A 19,769-nucleotide genomic window follows, 5' to 3' on the forward strand; every position below is an offset into this window, starting at 1 on the left:
CATTAAGCCGGGATTTTTTATTTATATATGATGATACCAAGAGTCGCAATGATTGGTGGCGGTAGTTGGGCAACTGCGGTCATAAAAATGCTTTCAGATAATCTTACCGAAAAAGAGATCTATTGGTGGCTGCGTGATACCGCATCAATTGCACACCTGAAGCAGTACAAACACAATCCAAAATACCTGAGTTCAGTTGAGCTTAGGATACCAGAAGATAATATCTCTAATGATATCTGCGATATTATCAAACAAGCAGATTATATCATTCTGAATGTACCAGCTGCTTTTCTTAAAGAATCCCTGAGTGGGGTTACTCCGGAAATGTTAGCAGGCAAAAAGATCGTTTCAGCCATTAAAGGAATCGTTCCTGATGAAAATCAGATTATCGGTGAATTTATGAATGATAAATTTAATGTTCCTTTGGATGATATCCTGGTGATCAGCGGGCCATGTCATGCAGAAGAAGTTGCACTGGAAAAGTTGTCTTATTTGACTATAGCATCCATTAACCTGGAAACTGCCGGCAGCTTCTCTAAATTATTGAATACAAGATATCTCAAAACCAACATATCAGATGATATTTTCGGGACTGAATATGCTGCAGTATTAAAAAATATTTATGCAGTAGCCAGTGGAATTTGTCATGGAATAGGTTACGGTGATAACTTTCAGGCAGTTTTAATCTCTAATGCAATTCGTGAAATTAACCGGTTTGTTGAGGCTGTACATCCGATAAATCGTGATATCAAAGAATCTGCTTATCTGGGTGATCTGCTGGTAACCGCTTATTCTCAATTCAGCCGTAACAGAACGTTCGGTAATATGATAGGGAAGGGTTACACTGTTAAATCTGCACAATTGGAGATGAATATGATTGCCGAAGGCTATTATGCAGCAAGCTGCATGCATGTGATCAACAAAAAATATAAAGTTGAAATGCCAATCTGCCGTGCAGTATATGCGATCCTTTATGAACGTCATTCCCCACAAATTGAAATGGCTTTACTGACCGAACAACTAAATTAAAACAATATAATTATCAGATTGTTATAAAAATTATACCTGTGTGTTTTTCAGCGACCAAAGGGGAAGCTGGTTAGCTACAAATGGAAAACTTAAAACAATCTATAATATGAACAAGAAATATCTAGTGGGTTTATTAACCCTGGCATTAGCGGGTACAGTCTCTCTTTCTACTCAGGCACAAGAAAAAAAGAAAACAGTTGGTGAGAAGATCGAAAACACAGCTTCATCAGTTGGTAACAAGACAGCAGAAGTAGCAGTAAAAGGCGTTTCAAAAGTAGGCGACAAAACTTATAAAGGTAAAGTTGCACCAGATGGTTCAGATGTTTATATCAACGGCAAAAACCGTAAATATTACATCAATAAAAAAGGAGCTAAAGTTTATCTTAAAGCCTCTCAGATCAAAGACAAACCAGCTGGCAAATAAGTCAGACTATAAAATAACTTCAATCCGGATCGTCAGGTCCGGATTTTTTTTTGTCTCTTTTTTATCAACTATGCGTTAAATAACTTATTATTCTTATTAAAGTATACTAAATGAGTAGTTTTTAATCTGAATAAGAATATATTTGGAAATCACTGATAGTAAGCGCTATTGTTAACTATCAGTCCTAAACCTAAACGAACGCATATGAAAATTAAATTTTACTCAATTATTTTGTTCCTTATTGCATTTGCACTGACCACGCAAGCACAGACTATACGCGGAACAATAAGCGACACCTCCCAAACTATTATAGGCGCTACAGTTTCCGTAGTGGGAACCGGTCAGAAAGCAGGAACAAATGCTACAGGGAAATACCAGCTTAAACTGGCAAAAGCGGGTACCTATACAGTTGTTGTTTCTTATATCGGTTATCAAACACAGCAAAAGAAAATTACGATAGCAGACAACGAGACCAAAGACCTGGACTTCCAGTTACTATCGGATTATAACAACCTGGAAAATGTAGTGGTGCTGGGTTCCAGAAGTGCGCCACGATCTAATTTAGATACCCCGGTTCCGGTAGATGTTGTGGATATTAAAAAAATCACACAAAATATTCCGCAGGTTTCCCTGAACCAGATCCTGAATTTCGTTGCCCCTTCTTTTACTTCCAACGTAATGAGTCTGACAGATGGAACAGACCATATTGACCCTGCATCCTTGCGTGGACTGGGGCCAGACCAGGTATTGGTTTTAATTAATGGAAAAAGAAGACATACTACCGCTCTTGTCAATATTAACGGGAGCTTAGGGAAAGGATCAGTAGGTACAGATTTGAATGCCATTCCTACTTCGGCCATTAAAAGAGTAGAAATTCTGCGGGATGGTGCTGCGGCACAATACGGATCTGATGCCATCGCAGGAGTGATCAATATCATCTTAAATGATGACGTTAATAAATTAACAGCCAACGTTTCGGGCGGTGGTTATACCGGTAAACATGCTGACGGTCTGGATGGACAGACTGTACAGGCTAACGTAAACTATGGCGTTAAACTAAGCGACAAAGGAGGTTTCTTAAACCTTGCCGGCTCATTTGATTACAGAGACTTTGCTTCGCGTACTACACCATACCGTGGAGTTATTTATTCAGATTATAACAATCCAGGTTTATATCCAACGCCTACGGGGGTTGACATTACCGATGCTGAATTGGCCAGAAGAGGGCAGAGCAGATCTGATTTTGTGCCAAACATCGGGCAATCAAAAAACAGGGGAGGCGCTTTATTTTTTAACTCCGTAATTCCTGTTGCACAGGATGCCGAAATTTATGCCTTTGGTGGTGTAAACTATAGGAATGGTATTTCCAATGCCTTTTACCGTACCCCACGTCAACTTAACCAAAATAACGCGGTTATTTATCCAAATGGATTTTTACCAGAAATTATAACCAATAGCCTGGATCAATCTTTTGCAGGAGGGATCAGGGGAAAATTAGGTGCGTGGAAAACGGATTTCAGTAATACCATAGGCCGTAATGTGATTGACTTTAAAACCGCTAACACAGTAAATGCCTCTATGCTGACGGCTTCACCAACTTCATTTGAATCTGGTGGTTATGAATTCGTTCAAAACACAACTAATTTAGACTTTACCCGTTTCTTTGAAAGCCCATTAAAAGGTATCAACGTAGCCTTTGGATTTGAAAACAGGTATGAGAACTACAAAATTAAGCCCGGAGAAGAAGCCTCATGGAGGAATTATGGCAATGCACTGCAAGTAGGTGTAGATGGTGCAGGCAAGCCAATCCTTATTCCGGATGCCAATGGTAATATCTCTACCCGTTTTGCACCTAACGGCGCTGCTTACGCTGGCGGAGCACAAGGTTTTCCCGGCATTAGTACGGCTAACCTGACGAATGAATCACGTAATTCATTTGCAGCCTATGGAGATGTAGAATTGAACTTCACTGAGAAATTATTACTGGATGCAGCGGCCCGGTTTGAGAATTACTCGGATTTCGGCTCGACAGTAAATGGTAAATTAGCAGCAAGATATAAGTTCTCTGATAAATTCCTGTTGCGTGCTGCGGCAAGTACAGGCTTCAGAGCGCCTTCTCTTCACCAGAAATACTTTAGTTCTACTTCATCAGTTTACATCGACGGAAACATCGTAGAATCCGGTACTTTCGCGAACGATAGCCGTATTGCACAGTTATTGGGTATCCCGAAATTGAAACAAGAAACTTCTAAGAGTTTAAGCGCAGGTTTTACTTCTAATCTTGGAAAACTAAAAATTACCGTTGACGGTTACTTTATCAGGATCAATGACCGCGTAATTTATACCGGGCAATTCACTGGAAATAACTCACCAACCGCCTCTCCGCAGGATAAGGAAATTTATGACTTATTACGCCTGGCGAATGCAACAACGGCAAGATTCTTTGCAAATGCAGTGAATACAGAGACCAAAGGACTGGATGTGGTATTCTCTTACAATACCCGTTTAGGTTCAGGTAACCTGAGAACAGATTGGGCAACTACTTTCACTAAAACTGCTATAGTTGGTCCTGTTCATGCCTCACCGCTGTTGGTAGGAAAAGAAAGTACCTATCTGGATGATGCGAGCCGGATTCTGATTGAGAAAGTTACCCCACGCATAAAATCAAATATTACTTTTGATTATACAATCAATAAATGGAATGTCTTTTTGAGGAATGTATACTTTGGTAAAGTTTCTCAGCCAACTAATGTCGTGGCTAACAGACAAGAACTTACAGGCAGGGTAATTACAGATATAGGTGCGGGTTATAACTTAACTAAGAACCTTAAAATTACGGTAGGCGCGAACAACCTGTTTGACGTTTATCCTCAGGAATTATTGTTGGATTCTCAGGGAACTTCAGGTATATTGTATCCTAACCAGGCTCCTCAATTCGGATTTCTGGGCAGATATGTATTTACCAGGCTCTCCCTTAACTTTTAATTCCAATATAATTCTTTAAATTTAATGCGTTTTCCTGCAGGTGAGTCTGTTTCAGTTTAAACAAGCAACAGACTCATCAGCGGGATTTTTTTATAATTTATGTTGACCATGAAACCAAAAACATCATTATCGAAACTGCTACTGGCCCCTGTTTGTCTGGGATTGCTGGTTTCCTTTACTGTAAACGGGCAGGAATTGAACCAATTCAAACATGCTGCGGTAGTTACCGCGCATCCTGAGGCATCCAAGGTTGGAGTTGCGATCATTAAGCGTGGCGGAAATGCAATTGATGCGGCGATAGCAGTACAATTCGCCCTTGCCGTAGTTTATCCTGATGCCGGAAACATCGGTGGTGGTGGTTTCCTGGTTTACAGAGGTAAAGGCGGAGATTCGGATGCGCTTGATTATAGAGAAAAAGCTCCTGAAAAAGCTTCCAGAGATATGTACCTGGATGCTCAGGGGAATGCAATTACTGATAAAAGCCTTTACGGTGCATTAGCAACAGGAATTCCCGGTACTGTTGATGGGATGGTCAAAGCCCATAATAAATATGGTAAACTAAACTGGAAAAAAGATATTCAGCCTGCAATTGATCTGGCGCAAAATGGCTTTCAGATTACTGGTCAGCAAGCGTCAGAATTAAATGGCCTTAAAGAAGGGTTCTTGAAATACAACAACAAACCGGTAGCCTTCGTTAAAGAGGGTTTGTGGAAAGCCGGTGACTTATTAAGACAGCCACAACTCGCAAAAACTTTAAAACTGATCAGAGATAACGGTAGAAAAGGCTTTTACGCAGGACCAGTTGCAGCAGCGATTGTCGCTTCCATGAAAAACACCAGTGGAGTGATCACGACCAAAGACCTTAAAGATTACCAGTCCGTATGGAGAAAAACCGTAACAGGTAAATACAAAAACTATACAGTAATCTCTATGCCCCCACCGTCCAGTGGTGGTATTTCATTAATCACGATGTTAAAACAAGTAAGTGATTACCCCTTAAATAAATGGGGCTTTCAAAGAGACTCTACCGTTCAGCTAATGGTTGAGCTAGAACGAAGAACCTATGCAGACCGTGCAACTTATTTAGGTGACCCCGACTTCTTTAAAGTCCCTCAGACAGCCCTTTTAAGTACCACTTATATCAATTCCAGAACCAAAGGGATCGACTTTAACAAAGCTACCCCGAGCTCTGAGGTTAAACCCGGTACATTACCCCTAAAAGAAAGCGAAGAAACCACCCATTACTCCATCGTGGATAGCGAAGGAAACGCAGTATCTGCAACAACGACCTTAAACGGATCTTACGGTTCACTAGTTGTCGTAGACGGTGGTGGTTTTATCCTGAACAATGAAATGGATGATTTCTCTGTCAAACCAGGCACTCCAAACATGTACGGCTTAGTTGGTGGAGAAGCCAACTCAATTGTTCCCGGCAAAAGAATGCTAAGCTCAATGACCCCTACAATCGTTGAAGAAAACGGGAAACTAAAAATGGTAGTCGGTACACCCGGCGGATCAACCATTATCACTTCAGTTTTCCAGACGATCCTGAACGTACTGGAATTCGGCAAAACCATGCAGCAGGCAGTTGCAGCCCCAAGATTCCACCACCAATGGTTACCTGATGAAATTTTCGCAGAGAAAGGCGCCATCGATGACGCCACAAGAATTAAATTAGAATACAAAGGCTATAAAATTACAGAACGTAAGCCTATGGGCCGCGTAGATGCTATCCTGATCAAATCAGACGGAACCCTGGAAACAGGAGCAGACCCAAGAGGCACCGATAAAGGCCTAGGCTATTAGAATTAAACATACCTTATCACAATTCGCTCATTAAATTTGATAAATTATAGTATTGAGTATTTCCTATCAATACTATAATTTATCAAATTAACTACCTTTTTTAAAGGGCAGGAGTATTAGCTACATAAATATTAAACGATTTAACAATTGTAGATTTTGGAGCACCATTATTTGGAACAACATCGAATGTTAATCGCAATAAATGATTTGGCAATTTCTGTCCCGCATAAACTCTATTTAGCCATAGTAAACTTGAAAAGTCACATCCGGAACATGTATCATAAAATTCGATTGGTAATTCTATAATCGAATTTGGCGTTTTCAATAGATTATCTATATTTCTTTTGAAATAAGTTTTTTGACCATCGAATTCCATAGGGCCATCATTTGGTGCATAATATGGTGCATCTTCATATATTAAAATATCCTGTTTCAGGTTTTTAATTGTTGCACCATTGGGAGATGAATTTATAATATCTGGATTCCACATCACATTGTAATCATGTATAAGAGCTAGGTGATCTATAGTATAGAAATTGCCTTCAGACCAGCTATATGCAGTAGGGGATTTAGATAGATTCACAATACCAAGTGCTTTTTTGTATAATGGAGAATACCCTGCTGCTATTATATCTTGATTTTTACTTCCAGGGATAACCATACTTGGTGTGGCAAGACTGTAAATGTCAGTTTGAGTACCTGTTAATTTATAGGTAGTGTTTGTAGTTAAATGAATATATTGTTTTGTACTATCTGCTCCTCCGGAAGAGCCCCCGAAAATACCATTAACTACATTTTTTGCCTGCCCGGTTAGACCAGCTTTTGCAGCATCTTGTAGTGATTCAAATATTTTCTTTGTTCCTTCACTAGTCGCTTGTTTGATTAGGCTCCCAAGAGCTTTAAATCCAGCAAAATCAAGGGCCCCCTGAATTAAACTGCCGAAAATACCGGGTCCAGGAGCGTTTGGCTGAGCTATCGTTCCATTAATTCCTCCTTGAGATGTTCCATTAATTGCAAGATCACTTGCATTGATTGAGTTAATTTGCCACGTTATCAGGTTACTTGCGGCCTCTTTTTCACTTACATGGCTATCATAAGCCATTTCAAATTCTGCGGCATACCAAGTTCCTGTAGATGTAGTTTTAAATTGCTGCGTGAGTGAAACTCCATTATTTACAGTTTCTGGAGGATTATTCATATAACCCAAGTCATAAGGCCCATTTGCGTTATAGGTCAATGTAATAGGTAATGTGCCAGTTCTTGGTATTAAGGAGTGAACAATATAACTGCTTGGAATAGGTGTTCCTGGTGTAAGGTAAAAATAGCCTCTTAGTAATCCTCTGTATTTGTTATACAAAACAAAATAGAGTGATGGCTCAGATTTGGTAGTACTAAATGTATTATAGACTAATTCCCATCCATCTGCTTTTTTTATATCGGTAGTATATATAAGAGGAAAAGATTGGTTCGCTCCTGAAGCCCATGGCCGCAAAATGTTAATCCCAGATTGCGATGGCATATAATCTCCAACTTCCCATTCAAAATAATCGGGAATGATTGCATTTGTATTTTTTTTTTCTGATTTTAATATATTTAAATTCTCTTGTTTCCTGCATCCACAAAATGTTATAAACAGCCCTATAATAAATAAATTAATAATATAAATTTTCTTCATAATAATGTTTTTTTAATAAATGTCTTATGTGTAATATTATATATAATTTATTTATATTTTGGAATACTTTTATTATTTTATGGTTAATTTTATGTTATTAAATTAGCATTTTAAATGCAAACTTATATGTGTTTACTTTAAGTAGCGATATCTAGGCTGTAGAACCTAATCAGCTATCAGCCAGTGAGTGAGGAGATTTTGGCTTAAAGCCCCATTGATGGAGAAGCGCTAATAAAAGCAAAAAAAAACAGCCCGATAAATCGGGCTGCTTAATTTTATATTTGGGTTGAGATTAAGATCTGCGTCTTCTTTCGCCCGTTCCGCTTCCACCTTCGCGTGGTTTACCAGAGAAATCTCTGAAACCTCCAGCACTGCTTCCACCTTCACGTCTTCCGCTTCCACCAGAATTACCGCCACCGTAGCTTTTTCTTTCGCCACCGCCATAACTCTTTCTTTCACCACCACCATAGCTTTTTCTTTCTCCGCCGCCAGAACTTCTTCTGTCGCCACCACCGCTATAGCTTCTTCTTTCTCCACCACCAGATCTTCTTTCGCCACCTTCAGGGGCGTCGCCAGATTTTTCAATTCTAACACTTCTGTTATTGAACTGGATGTCTTTGAAATTTGCGAACAATGAATCAACAATAGCATTTTCAACTTCAAAGAATGAATACACACCTTTAAGGTCAATTTTACCAATGTTTTTTCCACTGATTTTACCATTGTTACAAACAAAAGATAATAAATCACCTCTTGTGAATTCATCTACCGAACCTACGTTGATAAACAAACGGGTAAAATCACTGTTTCTAGCACCTCTTGCACCACGCTCAGAACGTTCACCACGCTCATCGTTAGCAGCTGCATTTAAATCAGGTGCATTTTTGTAATACTCTAAAAAGCGGTTAAACTCTAAAGATGCAAAACGTTTGATCACTTCTTCTTTGCTTAATTCAGCAAATTCATCCATGATTCTTGGAATGTACTGCTCAATTTGTGCTTCATTTACTTCAACGTTGTGAACTTTGTGAACCAATGAGAAAAGTTGTTTTTCGCAAACATCAAATCCTGTAGGTAATTCAGCTTTAGTAAATGCTTTACCGATGATTCTTTCAATCTGACGGATTTTTCCAGTTTCCTTAGAGTTGATGATACAGATAGAAATACCAGATTTACCAGCTCTTCCTGTACGACCACTTCTGTGGGTATAACTTTCAATTTCATCAGGTAATGAATAGTTAACAACGTGAGTTACGTTATTTACATCGATACCACGTGCTGCAACATCAGTAGCAATTAATAACTGCATGTTACGGTCACGGAAGCGCTGCATAACTTTATCACGTTGTTGTTGTGATAAGTCACCATGCAAAGCATCAGCATTGTAACCATCCTTAATCAGGTTCTCAGCAACATCCTGTGTATCCATTTTGGTTTTACAGAAAACTACTGCGAAAATTTCAGGGTTGAAATCTACAATACGTTTTAAGGCAGCATATTTATCTCTGGCACGTACTACATAGTACTCATGCTCAATATTTACGTTACCAGTGTTTTTGGTTCCCATAGTCAACTCAGTAGGGTTGTCCATGTAGTTTTTAGCTATTCTTCTAACCTCAGGAGGCATAGTAGCTGAAAACAACCAGGTTTTTTTGTCGTCAGGTGTAGTAGACAAGATATCATTAATGTCTTCCTGGAAGCCCATGTTTAGCATTTCGTCAGCCTCATCAAGAACTACATATTTCACACTACTGAAATCTATAGCCTTACGACCGATAATGTCTAACATACGACCCGGTGTAGCTACAACTACTTGTACACCGTTTCTAATTTCACGCAATTGCTGCACAATGTTCGCGCCACCGTAAACGGCAACAACACTAGCACCAGGCGTGTTTTTTGAGTAATTTTTGATGTCGCTGGCAATTTGCAAGCAAAGCTCCCGGGTAGGGCATAGAATTAAAGCCTGAGGCTTATTCATCTTGAAGTCAATCAGTTCAATTAGCGGCAAACCAAATGCTGCTGTTTTTCCTGTTCCTGTTTGGGCCAAACCAACAAAATCATTATTGCCCTCTAACAGCACAGGAATAGCTTGCTCCTGAATAGGTGTTGGATTTTCGAAACCTAAATCCTTTACGGCATTAACAACGTCATCACTTATCCCCAATAATTTAAATGGGTTTATCATTTTAACTTTATTTATTAAGCCGCAAAGGTAAGCTTAATTTTCGGTATTTGTTTGGTACATAACCAAATAATAATTATAAGTCTAACATTTTGATTGTTAATGGTTAGGTTATTTGACCTTTAAGTAAAAAAATAACTTATAAAAAGACTATCTCAATCTATCTGCCGAGCGTATTAACTGGTCATCCTTATTGATACCTCTGATCGCAAGGGCACAAAAAATAAGCGAAAGAACAGGTAAATATGCACCCGCACTTAAAGTAAATCCTTCTGAAAGCCGGGGAAGCTGAAGTGCATAACTTGTTGTCCATGCGGCTAAAGCCAGAATTAAAACTATAGTCAGCAAGATGATCCGTTTCTGTAAGGTTCTGTTTTTGAAAGTGAAAATATTTGCCAGGCAAACCAGGCCTGCAGCGATTGTTGTACCGAAAAGCGCAGTAAAGGATTCAGTTTTCTGGCTGATATTATTTACTTTCTCATAAATACCACCAATCTGGAAAGTTAAATCTCCCGGAGCACCATGTATGATTAACACAGGAAGAATTACTAACAAAAACAACGTAAGTGCTGCTAAAAATAACCAGATGGATTGAACCCTTTGTATCATATCAATTTAATAATTTCCAACAAATATATTAAAAGACATTAAACGACTGTCTTGTTAAGCGGAAAAAAGTATTTTTGCATTACATTGAATATACAACGTTTTTTTATAGAATTAGCCTACGATGGAACAGCTTACCATGGATGGCAGACGCAGCCAAATGCGATAACCGTTCAGCAGGAACTGGACAGGGCATTAACCGTTTTCTTCAGACAACCTGTTGAAACCCTGGGTTGTGGCAGAACAGATGCCGGCGTTCATGCCAGTAAGTTTTTTGCACATGCAGATTTACAGGACGTCACAGAACAGGCAGCTGCGAATGCCATGGGAAGTGTGAATTCCCTTTTACCTTATCCCATAGCTATTAAAAGAATCTTTAAAGTATCAGAAACCGCACACGCACGTTTTGATGCAACTGCAAGATCTTATGAATATCATTTTCATTTCCATAAAGACCCTTTTAAATTAAACCGTTCCTGGTTATACAAAGGTAAACTGGATATTGAAGCGATGAACAATGCCGCTGCACAACTCCTGAATTATACAGATTTTACCAGCTTTAGTAAATCCAATACTTCTACAGCTACAAATAATTGTAAAATTACCGAGGCTTATTTCCGTGAAATAGATGGTGGTCTTATATTTACGATCTCTGCTGATCGTTTTCTAAGGAATATGGTGCGGGCAATTGTTGGTACCTTAATTCTGATCGGGAAAAAAGAAATCGGGCTGGCGCAGCTGGAAGAAATTATAGGAAGTAAAAACCGGAGTAATGCCGGGCAGTCGGTACCTGCCTGTGGACTTTACCTGGTCAATGTCATTTATCCTTTTGTAAACTAATTATGTCGAAAATTACAGGTGATGCGTTAAACGTAGGCTTATTGAGAAGAGTTTTTCAGTACGTTAAACCATACCGCAGCATATTTATCTGGTCAGTTATTTTAACGATACTCCTTGCATTAATTGCACCAGTAAGACCTTTCCTGATCAAATACACCCTGGATAACTATATTCTGAAAGGTGAATACAATGGCCTGTTAATGATGACCATGCTGATGCTCTTTTTACTGGTTGTACAAAGTGTCATTCAATACAGTCACACCTTGTTGACCAATACCCTGGGGCAGTCGGCCATCCGTGATCTGAGAATCAATGTATTCAATCATATCACTAAACTCAGGTTGCAATACTTTGATAAAACACCAATAGGACAATTGATAACCCGTACAGTTTCAGATCTGGAAACCATCTCTGATATTTTCTCAGAAGGACTGATCGTTATCATCGGTGATATTCTGCAGGTCATCGCTATTATCGCTGTTATGTTTTACGCTGACTGGGAATTAACGGTAATTGTGCTTTTACCAATGCCTCTTTTGATTATGGCCACTTCGGTATTCCAGAAATCCATTAAATCGGCTTTCCAGGAAATCAGAACTGAAGTATCGAATTTAAATACCTATTTGCAAGAGCATATTACGGGTATCTCTATCATCCAGTACTTTGCAAGAGAAGATCAGGAATTTCGTAAATTTAAGAAAATCAATGCCCGTTACCGCGATGCAAACATTCGCTCCAATTGGTATTATTCTATCTTTTTCCCTGTTGTAGAAATTATCTCAGCGATGTCACTTGGCCTTTTGGTATGGTATGGTGCGAAAAGTATTCTGGCTAAACCTCTTGATGTTACGCCTGGGACAATTGCCGAGTTTATATTGTACATCAGTATGTTGTTCAGGCCAATCCGCGAGCTTGCTGATAAATTCAATACGCTTCAAATGGGAATGGTAGGAGCAGAGCGCGTATTTAAAGTATTAGATACCAAAGAACTGACCACAAACAACGGGACTTATAAGCCTGAGAAAATGGCCGGTAATATTAAGTTTGATAAAGTTTGGTTTGCTTATAACGATGAAAATTATGTCTTGAAAAATATCTCTTTTGAGGTAAAAGCAGGGCAGACTGTAGCAATGGTTGGCGCAACCGGTGCAGGTAAATCATCTACAATCAACATCCTGAACCGCTTTTATGAGATCCAGAAAGGGGAAATCAAAGTTGATGGTGTAAGTATCAATGACTATGAGTTAAATTACCTGAGAAATAATATCGCTACTGTATTACAAGATGTTTTTCTGTTCTCCGATACGATCTTCAATAATATCACACTAAATAATCCTGCCATCACGATGGAGGAAGTGGTTGATGCTGCGCAAAAAGTAGGTGCACATGATTTTATTGAGAGACTTCCCGGAGGTTATCAGTACAATGTAATGGAACGCGGAGCAACACTTTCTGCGGGGCAGGCACAGCTGATTTCGTTCATCAGGGCATTGGTTTATAATCCTTCTATTCTTGTGCTCGATGAAGCCACTTCATCCGTAGATACAGAAACCGAAATGCTGATTCAGACTGCAATTGATAAGCTGATGAAAGGCCGTACTTCAATTGTGATTGCGCATCGTTTGTCAACAATACAAAAAGCTGATCAGATTATAGTGCTTGATAAAGGAGAGATTAAAGAAATTGGGAATCACCAGGAGTTACTGAAACTCGATGGGTATTACAAAAAGCTGTACGATTTGCAGTTTCACTCCGTTGGTATCGCTAAGTAGGTTTTTCCAACGGGATCTTAAGATAGTGATTGTCTAACCCTTACGGCGCTCCATTCTTTGTTGGTGTTCATGTTTGGTGGTCATGTTATTATTTAATAAAGAGGCCGGATTTTGTTTGATAAATTTATTATAGCCCTGATTTTCAGGTCTATAATAAATTTATGCACTAGCCTGACAGACAATTAGTTTGATTGTAAAACAATTACTTTTTAACAAGGTAACTGGTAGCGTCTGGTATCAAACTGCTGGAAAATATAGCCAGTAACCAACTTAAAACCAGTGTTAGAACAATGCAGAGCAGTATCTGAACAGTCCAGAAATACGGCTGAACAGGCGTAGACAAGCAAAAAGACGAAGTATTTTAAATTATTATTTGCAATAACAACCCACCCACCTCTACAGTTAAGTGAGAAAAACAATAAAAAACCGATACCGTGTTTCCCGGCCCCGGATCCCCTCTTCGGGGAACGTAAGGCGGAAAATACGTTGTCGGTTTTTATTGTTTCCCCTCCCACGCACTCTCCCCAACAATTCTTTTCATTATAATTTCAAATGCATTTGTCATTCCATTCAATAATCTTAGATTTGCATAAAAAATTATAGATACATGAGTGTTTTAGTAAATAAAGATTCAAAAGTAATTGTACAAGGTTTTACCGGAAATGAAGGTACTTACCATGCTTCACAAATGATAGAATACGGAACTGACGTAGTTGGCGGGGTTACACCTGGTAAAGGCGGACAAACTCATTTAGACAGACCGGTTTTTAACACGGTTAAAGATGCGGTTGATCAAGCTGGAGCTAATGTATCTATTATTTTTGTTCCACCTGCATTTGCTGCAGATGCCATTATGGAAGCTGCTGAAGCTGGAATAAAAGTTATTGTATGTATTACTGAAGGTATCCCTACAAAGGATATGATTCAGGTTAAAGAATATATTACTGGAAGAGATTGCCGTTTAATCGGTCCTAACTGCCCGGGTGTTATTACTGCTGATGAAGCTAAAGTTGGTATCATGCCAGGTTTTATCTTCAAAAAAGGTACAGTAGGTGTTGTTTCTAAATCAGGAACATTAACTTATGAAGCAGTTGACCAGGTAGTGAAAGCAGGTTTAGGTATCACTACAGCAATCGGTATTGGTGGAGACCCAATTATCGGTACAACTACTAAAGAAGCTGTTGAATTGTTAATGAATGATCCTGAAACTGAAGGTATCATCATGATCGGTGAAATTGGTGGTGGCATGGAAGCTGAAGCTGCGCTTTGGATCAAAGAACATGGTACAAAACCAGTAGTAGGATTTATCGCTGGCCAGACTGCTCCTGCGGGACGTAAAATGGGCCATGCTGGTGCTATCGTTGGTGGTGTTGATGACACTGCTGCTGCTAAAATGAAAATTATGGCAGAATGTGGAATCCGTGTAGTAGAAAGTCCTGCTGAAATCGGTGAAGCTATGGCAGAATTACTGAAGAAATAATCCTTCTTAAATTAATATAAAAGAGGTTCGTGTCAAAACGGGCCTCTTTTTTTTTATCACGTATTTGTCAGCTTACCTGAGTCTTGTGCTAAAAACTGAAGTGGGCCGTTAAACGTATATAAAGTATGAAAACGATCATCAGTAAATCGATATTAGTAGCCGGGCTGGTTTGCATTTGCAGCTTGATGGCCTGTGCTCAGAAACAACAAAAAGAATCACCTTCAAAAACCAACGGAAAAATGGAATGGAATAAATTAACCGCAGAAGAAGAAGATGTAATTGTGCATAAAGGCACAGAATACCCAGGCACAGGAACGCTTCTGAAAAATACAGCAAAAGGTACTTATACCTGCAAGCGTTGCAATGCAGCTCTTTACCGTTCTGAATCAAAATTTGAATCTTCCTGTGGATGGCCGAGTTTCGATGACGAAATTAAAGGGGCTGTAATCCGGATTCCTGATGCAGACGGATCGCGTACTGAAATCGTATGTGCTAACTGTAAAGCACACCTTGGACATGTGTTCCTGGGGGAAGGATTTACCGCTAAAAACACAAGAAACTGTGTGAACTCAATTTCCATGAATTTTGTTCCTGATAAATAGCTTTTAAGGGTGTTTAAACCCGTAAAATAACCTTTTTAATTTACGTAAATGCCCGATGATCAGTTCATTGGGCATTTTTAGTTTGGTGGTATATACTTTTTTTACTTACCTTTGAAAGTTCACCAACAAAATTAAATATGAGATATTGTTTGCTTTTATTGAGTATATTCTTGTTCTTGCAAGTTGACGCACAAGGAGATACTACAGCGCTAGACAGTACAGCTTTAGACAGTTCTTCGCTAATAAAAACAGGAATGGCAACCTATTATCATAGGAAGTTTGAAGGTAAAAGAACTACAAGCGGGGCCAAATACCGGCGAAAAAAATTAACAGCCGCTCACCGCTCACTTCCATTCGGTACAATTGTTACAGTAACCAACATCGCAACCGGAAAATCAGTAGATGTGGAAATCAATGACAGAGGCCCTTTTACAAAAAGATATATTATCGACGTTTCGGAACAAGCTGCCAAAGACCTCGGTTTTTTTAGAAAAGGACAGTCCAAAGTGAAAATCAGCTACGATAAATCCTCTTAAATCCTGAATATCAGGTAGCAATAGTCAGAATTGCGAATGTTATCAACAGTTTTTCTAAGCCTCTTTGATAACAACAGAAAACAATAACAACTTTACAAAGTAAATTAACTGTAATTTTTGTCCCGCAGTGTGGATAACTACGTCCGCTTGTTAAGAACTATTGCTAACGTTTAAAAGCCTCAAAGTTTATATTTGTTTTAACAAATATTCTGACATTATTATCAATAATTTGTTAGATAAAGGTTTAGTAGTTAATATTTTATGCTAAGATATTAAGCCTGATTTTAGGTGAAACTTTTGATTTATTGAAACCAGTCTGCTGAAAAGACTATTGAAGAAGACTTATACCTATTGACAATCGTTTATTACCCTTATAATATACCCATGGAAGAAGAAGTATTACTGAAAGAGAACAAAGATCGCTTTGTACTTTTGCCGATTAAATATCCGGCAATCTGGGAAATGTACAAAAAGAGTGAAGCTAGTTTTTGGACGGCCGAAGAGATTGATCTGTCTGATGATCAAAAACACTGGGATAATCTTAATGATGGAGAGCGCCACTTTATCTCTCACATCCTGGCATTTTTCTCAGCCAGCGACGGAATTGTGAATGAGAACCTTGCAGTCAACTTTATGAGTGAAGTCCAGTTACCAGAAGCGCGTTGCTTTTATGGTTTCCAGATTATGATGGAAAATATCCACTCTGAAACTTATGCCTTATTAATTGATACTTATATCAAGGATGAAGCTGAGAAAGACAGACTGTTCCACGCTATTGAGACTGTACCTTGTGTAAAGAGAAAAGCAGAATGGGCATTACGCTGGATTGACGGAGGAAACTTCGCAGAACGTCTGGTCGCTTTTGCAGCTGTAGAAGGTATCTTTTTCAGCGGAAGTTTTTGTTCAATTTTCTGGTTGAAGAAACGTGGTTTAATGCCAGGTTTGACCTTCAGCAATGAGCTGATCTCAAGAGATGAAGGTATGCACTGTGAATTTGCGTGCCTGCTTTACAAAATGCTGAAAAATAGACTTTCTCAGGAAGCAGTTCATGGTATCATCAAAGATGCCGTTGAAATAGAAAAAGAATTTGTGACAGATGCACTGCCAGTTGCACTGATCGGAATGAATGCCAAATTAATGTCTCAGTATATTGAATTCGTGGCCGACAGATGGTCAAGTGAGCTGGGGTATGATAAAATATATAATGCTACTAATCCGTTTGACTTCATGGAGATGATCTCCTTGCAGGGAAAAACCAACTTCTTTGAAAAACGTGTTGGCGATTACCAGAAAAGTGGTGTGTTAACGTCTTCAGAAGACAAAGCTTCGGCTTTCTCTCTGGATGATGACTTTTAATAAAAGAATATAAACTGTTGCCTATGTTCGGAATTGCTTTGAACAACGAGAATAAGCAGCATAAAACCTTAAGAATATATGTTTGTAGAAAAAAGAGATGGTCGCAAAGAAGCGGTGCGGTTTGATAAGATCACTGCCCGAATCGAAAAGTTATGTTATGGCTTTAATGTGGAACTTGTTGATCCTATAGATGTAGCCAAGAAAGTAATTGAAGGATTGTATGATGGTGTTACAACCTCAGAATTAGATAATCTTGCTGCTGAGACTGCTGCCTCTTTAACCACTAAACACCCGGACTATGCTTTATTAGCCTCTAGAATAGCCGTATCAAATTTACATAAGAATACCACGAAGTCGTTTTCAAAGACGATGGAAATGTTATATAGATATATAGATCCTAAAACTGAAAAATCAGCTTCTTTAATCGCTGAGGATGTTTGGGAAGTTATCCAGGAGAATGCTGATTTATTAGACAGCACAATCATCTATGACCGTGACTTTGGTTTCGATTACTTTGGTTTCAAGACCCTTGAAAAATCGTACCTGCTAAAAATTAATGGTGAAATTGTAGAACGTCCGCAGCATTTATTTATGCGTGTTTCTGTCGGAATTCACAAAGGTGATATTGATAGTGTAATTGCTACTTATAACCTGATGAGTGAGCGTTGGTTTACACATGCTACACCAACCTTGTTTAATGCAGCGACACCTAAACCTCAAATGTCATCTTGCTTCTTATTATCGATGCAGGATGATAGTATCGAAGGAATTTATGATACTTTAAAACAAACTGCTAAAATTTCACAAAGTGCAGGTGGTATCGGATTGAGTATTCACAACGTAAGAGCTACAGGTTCTTATATCAGCGGAACAAATGGAACCAGTAATGGTATCGTACCGATGTTAAAAGTATTCAATGATACTGCACGTTATGTCGATCAGGGTGGAGGTAAACGTAAAGGTGCTTTCGCTATCTATTTAGAGCCCTGGCATGCCGACGTATTCGCTTTCCTTGATTTGCGTAAGAATCACGGTAAAGAAGAAATGCGCGCACGTGACTTGTTCTATGCACTTTGGGTTTGCGATTTATTTATGCAGCGTGTTGAAGAAAATGGCGAATGGAGCCTGTTCTGTCCGCATGAAGCACCAGGATTAGCAGAATGCTGGGGAGAAGAATTTAACGCGTTATATACACGTTACGAAAAAGAAGGCCGTGCCCGTAAAACGATCAAAGCACAGGAATTATGGTTCGCTATCCTGGATTCACAAATTGAAACAGGTACACCTTACCTGTTGTATAAAGATGCGGCAAACGGTAAATCTAATCAGCAGAACTTAGGAACTATCAAAAGTTCTAACTTGTGTACAGAGATCATTGAGTATACTTCTAAAGACGAAGTTGCGGTATGTAACTTAGCTTCACTGGCTTTACCAAGATATGTAATCAATGGAGAATTCGACCACCAGAAATTATATGATGTAACTTACCAGGCTACTTTAAACCTGAATAAAATCATTGATTATAACTTTTACCCGGTAGAAGAAGCAAGGAACTCCAACATGCGCCACAGACCAATTGGTTTAGGTGTACAGGGACTTGCAGATGCGTTTATCTTAATGCGTTTACCTTTCGAAAGTGAAGGCGCAAGAGAGCTGAATAAAGAGATTTTTGAAACTATTTACTTTGCTGCAATGACTGCTTCGCACGATCTTGCTGTTCAAGATGGAGCTTATGAAACTTTCAAAGGTTCTCCTTTATCACAAGGTAAATTCCAGTTTGATCTTTGGAATGTAACGCCATCAAGTAACCGTTGGGACTGGGAGTCGTTGCGTAAACAAGTAGTTAAAGACGGTGTACGTAACTCTTTACTGGTTGCGCCAATGCCGACAGCTTCAACTTCTCAGATTTTGGGTAACAATGAATGTTTTGAACCTTATACTTCAAACATCTATACAAGACGTGTATTGAGCGGCGAATTCATCGTGGTTAACAAACACTTATTGAAAGATTTAGTTGCTTTAGGTTTATGGACACCAGCAATGAAAGACAGAATTATTTTAGCTAACGGTTCTATCCAGGATATCGCTGAAATACCAGATTATATCAAAGAATTGTATAAAACAGTTTGGGAGATTAAAATGCGTAGTATCATTGATATGGCTGCCGATCGTGGTGCTTATATCTGCCAGTCGCAATCCCTTAACTTGTTTATCAATGCACCTAATACTTCTAAACTAACTTCAATGCACTTCTATGCATGGAAAAAAGGTTTAAAAACAGGAATGTATTACCTGCGTACTCAGGCTGCGTCACAAGCGGTGAAATTCACTGTAGAAAACCAGGCTGGTAAAAATATGGAACCTGTAATTCCGGCACATATTGACCAGGTAGTGGAAGAAATTACTGATGGCCCTGTCTGTTCTATGGAAGAAGGCTGCATCAGCTGCTCAGGATAATCTAAATCTCATAAAA

General features: G+C 39.0%; 14 protein-coding genes. 11 read left to right on the plus strand and 3 right to left on the minus strand.

Annotated elements, in window-relative coordinates:
* The first annotated feature begins 30 nt into the window (after positions 1 to 30).
* From ABIB30_RS07545 to ggt, 4 genes are all read left to right on the plus strand, one after another.
* Positions 31 to 1,029, plus strand: a complete 999-nt coding sequence (locus ABIB30_RS07545) for an NAD(P)H-dependent glycerol-3-phosphate dehydrogenase (RefSeq protein ID WP_502931084.1) — start codon at positions 31 to 33, stop codon at positions 1,027 to 1,029.
* A gap of 106 nt (positions 1,030 to 1,135) precedes the next feature.
* On the plus strand, positions 1,136 to 1,453 hold the full coding sequence (locus tag ABIB30_RS07550) for a hypothetical protein (protein WP_111635296.1): 318 nt from the start codon (positions 1,136 to 1,138) through the stop codon (positions 1,451 to 1,453).
* A 204-nt stretch (positions 1,454 to 1,657) separates the two neighbouring features.
* Positions 1,658 to 4,438, plus strand: a complete 2,781-nt coding sequence (locus ABIB30_RS07555; RefSeq protein ID WP_354300684.1) for a TonB-dependent receptor — start codon at positions 1,658 to 1,660, stop codon at positions 4,436 to 4,438.
* A gap of 108 nt (positions 4,439 to 4,546) precedes the next feature.
* Complete coding sequence (gene ggt, locus ABIB30_RS07560) at positions 4,547 to 6,244, plus strand: gamma-glutamyltransferase (protein ID WP_354300686.1); 1,698 nt, start codon at positions 4,547 to 4,549, stop codon at positions 6,242 to 6,244.
* 100 nt (positions 6,245 to 6,344) lie between these two features.
* On the opposite strand, the gene ABIB30_RS07565 is transcribed toward ggt, so the two are convergent.
* The 3 genes from ABIB30_RS07565 to ABIB30_RS07575 all read right to left on the minus strand — a co-directional run bounded on the left by ABIB30_RS07565 (position 6,345) and on the right by ABIB30_RS07575 (position 10,713).
* On the minus strand, positions 6,345 to 7,919 hold the full coding sequence (locus ABIB30_RS07565) for a hypothetical protein (RefSeq protein WP_354300687.1): 1,575 nt from the start codon (positions 7,917 to 7,919) through the stop codon (positions 6,345 to 6,347).
* Positions 7,920 to 8,211: 292 nt separating this feature from the next.
* Positions 8,212 to 10,107, minus strand: coding sequence for a DEAD/DEAH box helicase (locus tag ABIB30_RS07570; RefSeq protein ID WP_183865899.1), 1,896 nt, complete (start codon positions 10,105 to 10,107; stop codon positions 8,212 to 8,214).
* A 147-nt stretch (positions 10,108 to 10,254) separates the two neighbouring features.
* Positions 10,255 to 10,713, minus strand: coding sequence for a DUF4293 domain-containing protein (locus tag ABIB30_RS07575; RefSeq protein ID WP_354300688.1), 459 nt, complete (start codon positions 10,711 to 10,713; stop codon positions 10,255 to 10,257).
* 90 nt (positions 10,714 to 10,803) lie between these two features.
* Here ABIB30_RS07575 and truA point away from each other — a divergent pair, with 90 nt between their 5' ends.
* The 7 genes from truA (at position 10,804) to ABIB30_RS07610 (ending at position 19,753) form a co-directional block, all read left to right on the plus strand.
* The gene (gene truA / locus ABIB30_RS07580) at positions 10,804 to 11,550 is read left to right on the plus strand and encodes a tRNA pseudouridine(38-40) synthase TruA (protein ID WP_502931085.1); all 747 of its coding nucleotides are present in this window, start codon (positions 10,804 to 10,806) and stop codon (positions 11,548 to 11,550) included.
* Between the two features lie 2 nt (positions 11,551 to 11,552).
* Complete coding sequence (locus ABIB30_RS07585) at positions 11,553 to 13,322, plus strand: ABC transporter ATP-binding protein (RefSeq protein WP_354300691.1); 1,770 nt, start codon at positions 11,553 to 11,555, stop codon at positions 13,320 to 13,322.
* A gap of 607 nt (positions 13,323 to 13,929) precedes the next feature.
* Positions 13,930 to 14,802 (plus strand): succinate--CoA ligase subunit alpha, encoded by an 873-nt coding sequence (sucD, locus tag ABIB30_RS07590; protein ID WP_068403412.1) that lies wholly within the window; start codon positions 13,930 to 13,932, stop codon positions 14,800 to 14,802.
* 125 nt (positions 14,803 to 14,927) lie between these two features.
* The gene (locus ABIB30_RS07595; RefSeq protein WP_354300692.1) at positions 14,928 to 15,404 is read left to right on the plus strand and encodes a methionine-R-sulfoxide reductase; all 477 of its coding nucleotides are present in this window, start codon (positions 14,928 to 14,930) and stop codon (positions 15,402 to 15,404) included.
* Between the two features lie 137 nt (positions 15,405 to 15,541).
* The gene (locus ABIB30_RS07600; RefSeq protein WP_354300694.1) at positions 15,542 to 15,940 is read left to right on the plus strand and encodes a septal ring lytic transglycosylase RlpA family protein; all 399 of its coding nucleotides are present in this window, start codon (positions 15,542 to 15,544) and stop codon (positions 15,938 to 15,940) included.
* A 384-nt stretch (positions 15,941 to 16,324) separates the two neighbouring features.
* Positions 16,325 to 17,296: a ribonucleoside-diphosphate reductase small subunit gene (locus ABIB30_RS07605; RefSeq protein WP_354300696.1), complete on the plus strand. Its 972-nt coding sequence runs from the start codon at positions 16,325 to 16,327 to the stop codon at positions 17,294 to 17,296.
* Between the two features lie 78 nt (positions 17,297 to 17,374).
* Positions 17,375 to 19,753 (plus strand): ribonucleoside-diphosphate reductase subunit alpha, encoded by a 2,379-nt coding sequence (locus ABIB30_RS07610; RefSeq protein ID WP_354300698.1) that lies wholly within the window; start codon positions 17,375 to 17,377, stop codon positions 19,751 to 19,753.
* The last annotated feature ends 16 nt before the right edge of the window (positions 19,754 to 19,769 follow it).

Source organism: Pedobacter sp. UYP1, from assembly GCF_040547305.1.
Taxonomy (GTDB): Bacteria; Bacteroidota; Bacteroidia; order Sphingobacteriales; family Sphingobacteriaceae; genus Pedobacter.

What these genes read in the sequence shown, in the direction of transcription:
- ABIB30_RS07545 (WP_502931084.1), top strand. Translation starts at nt 31, where the DNA reads ATGATACCAAGAGTCGCAATGATTGGTGGCGGTAGTTGGGCAACTGCG.
- ABIB30_RS07550 (WP_111635296.1), top strand. Translation starts at nt 1,136, where the DNA reads ATGAACAAGAAATATCTAGTGGGTTTATTAACCCTGGCATTAGCGGGT.
- ABIB30_RS07555 (WP_354300684.1), top strand. Translation starts at nt 1,658, where the DNA reads ATGAAAATTAAATTTTACTCAATTATTTTGTTCCTTATTGCATTTGCA.
- ggt (WP_354300686.1), top strand. Translation starts at nt 4,547, where the DNA reads ATGAAACCAAAAACATCATTATCGAAACTGCTACTGGCCCCTGTTTGT.
- ABIB30_RS07565 (WP_354300687.1), bottom strand. Translation starts at nt 7,919, where the DNA reads ATGAAGAAAATTTATATTATTAATTTATTTATTATAGGGCTGTTTATA.
- ABIB30_RS07570 (WP_183865899.1), bottom strand. Translation starts at nt 10,107, where the DNA reads ATGATAAACCCATTTAAATTATTGGGGATAAGTGATGACGTTGTTAAT.
- ABIB30_RS07575 (WP_354300688.1), bottom strand. Translation starts at nt 10,713, where the DNA reads ATGATACAAAGGGTTCAATCCATCTGGTTATTTTTAGCAGCACTTACG.
- ABIB30_RS07585 (WP_354300691.1), top strand. Translation starts at nt 11,553, where the DNA reads ATGTCGAAAATTACAGGTGATGCGTTAAACGTAGGCTTATTGAGAAGA.
- sucD (WP_068403412.1), top strand. Translation starts at nt 13,930, where the DNA reads ATGAGTGTTTTAGTAAATAAAGATTCAAAAGTAATTGTACAAGGTTTT.
- ABIB30_RS07595 (WP_354300692.1), top strand. Translation starts at nt 14,928, where the DNA reads ATGAAAACGATCATCAGTAAATCGATATTAGTAGCCGGGCTGGTTTGC.
- ABIB30_RS07600 (WP_354300694.1), top strand. Translation starts at nt 15,542, where the DNA reads ATGAGATATTGTTTGCTTTTATTGAGTATATTCTTGTTCTTGCAAGTT.
- ABIB30_RS07605 (WP_354300696.1), top strand. Translation starts at nt 16,325, where the DNA reads ATGGAAGAAGAAGTATTACTGAAAGAGAACAAAGATCGCTTTGTACTT.
- ABIB30_RS07610 (WP_354300698.1), top strand. Translation starts at nt 17,375, where the DNA reads ATGTTTGTAGAAAAAAGAGATGGTCGCAAAGAAGCGGTGCGGTTTGAT.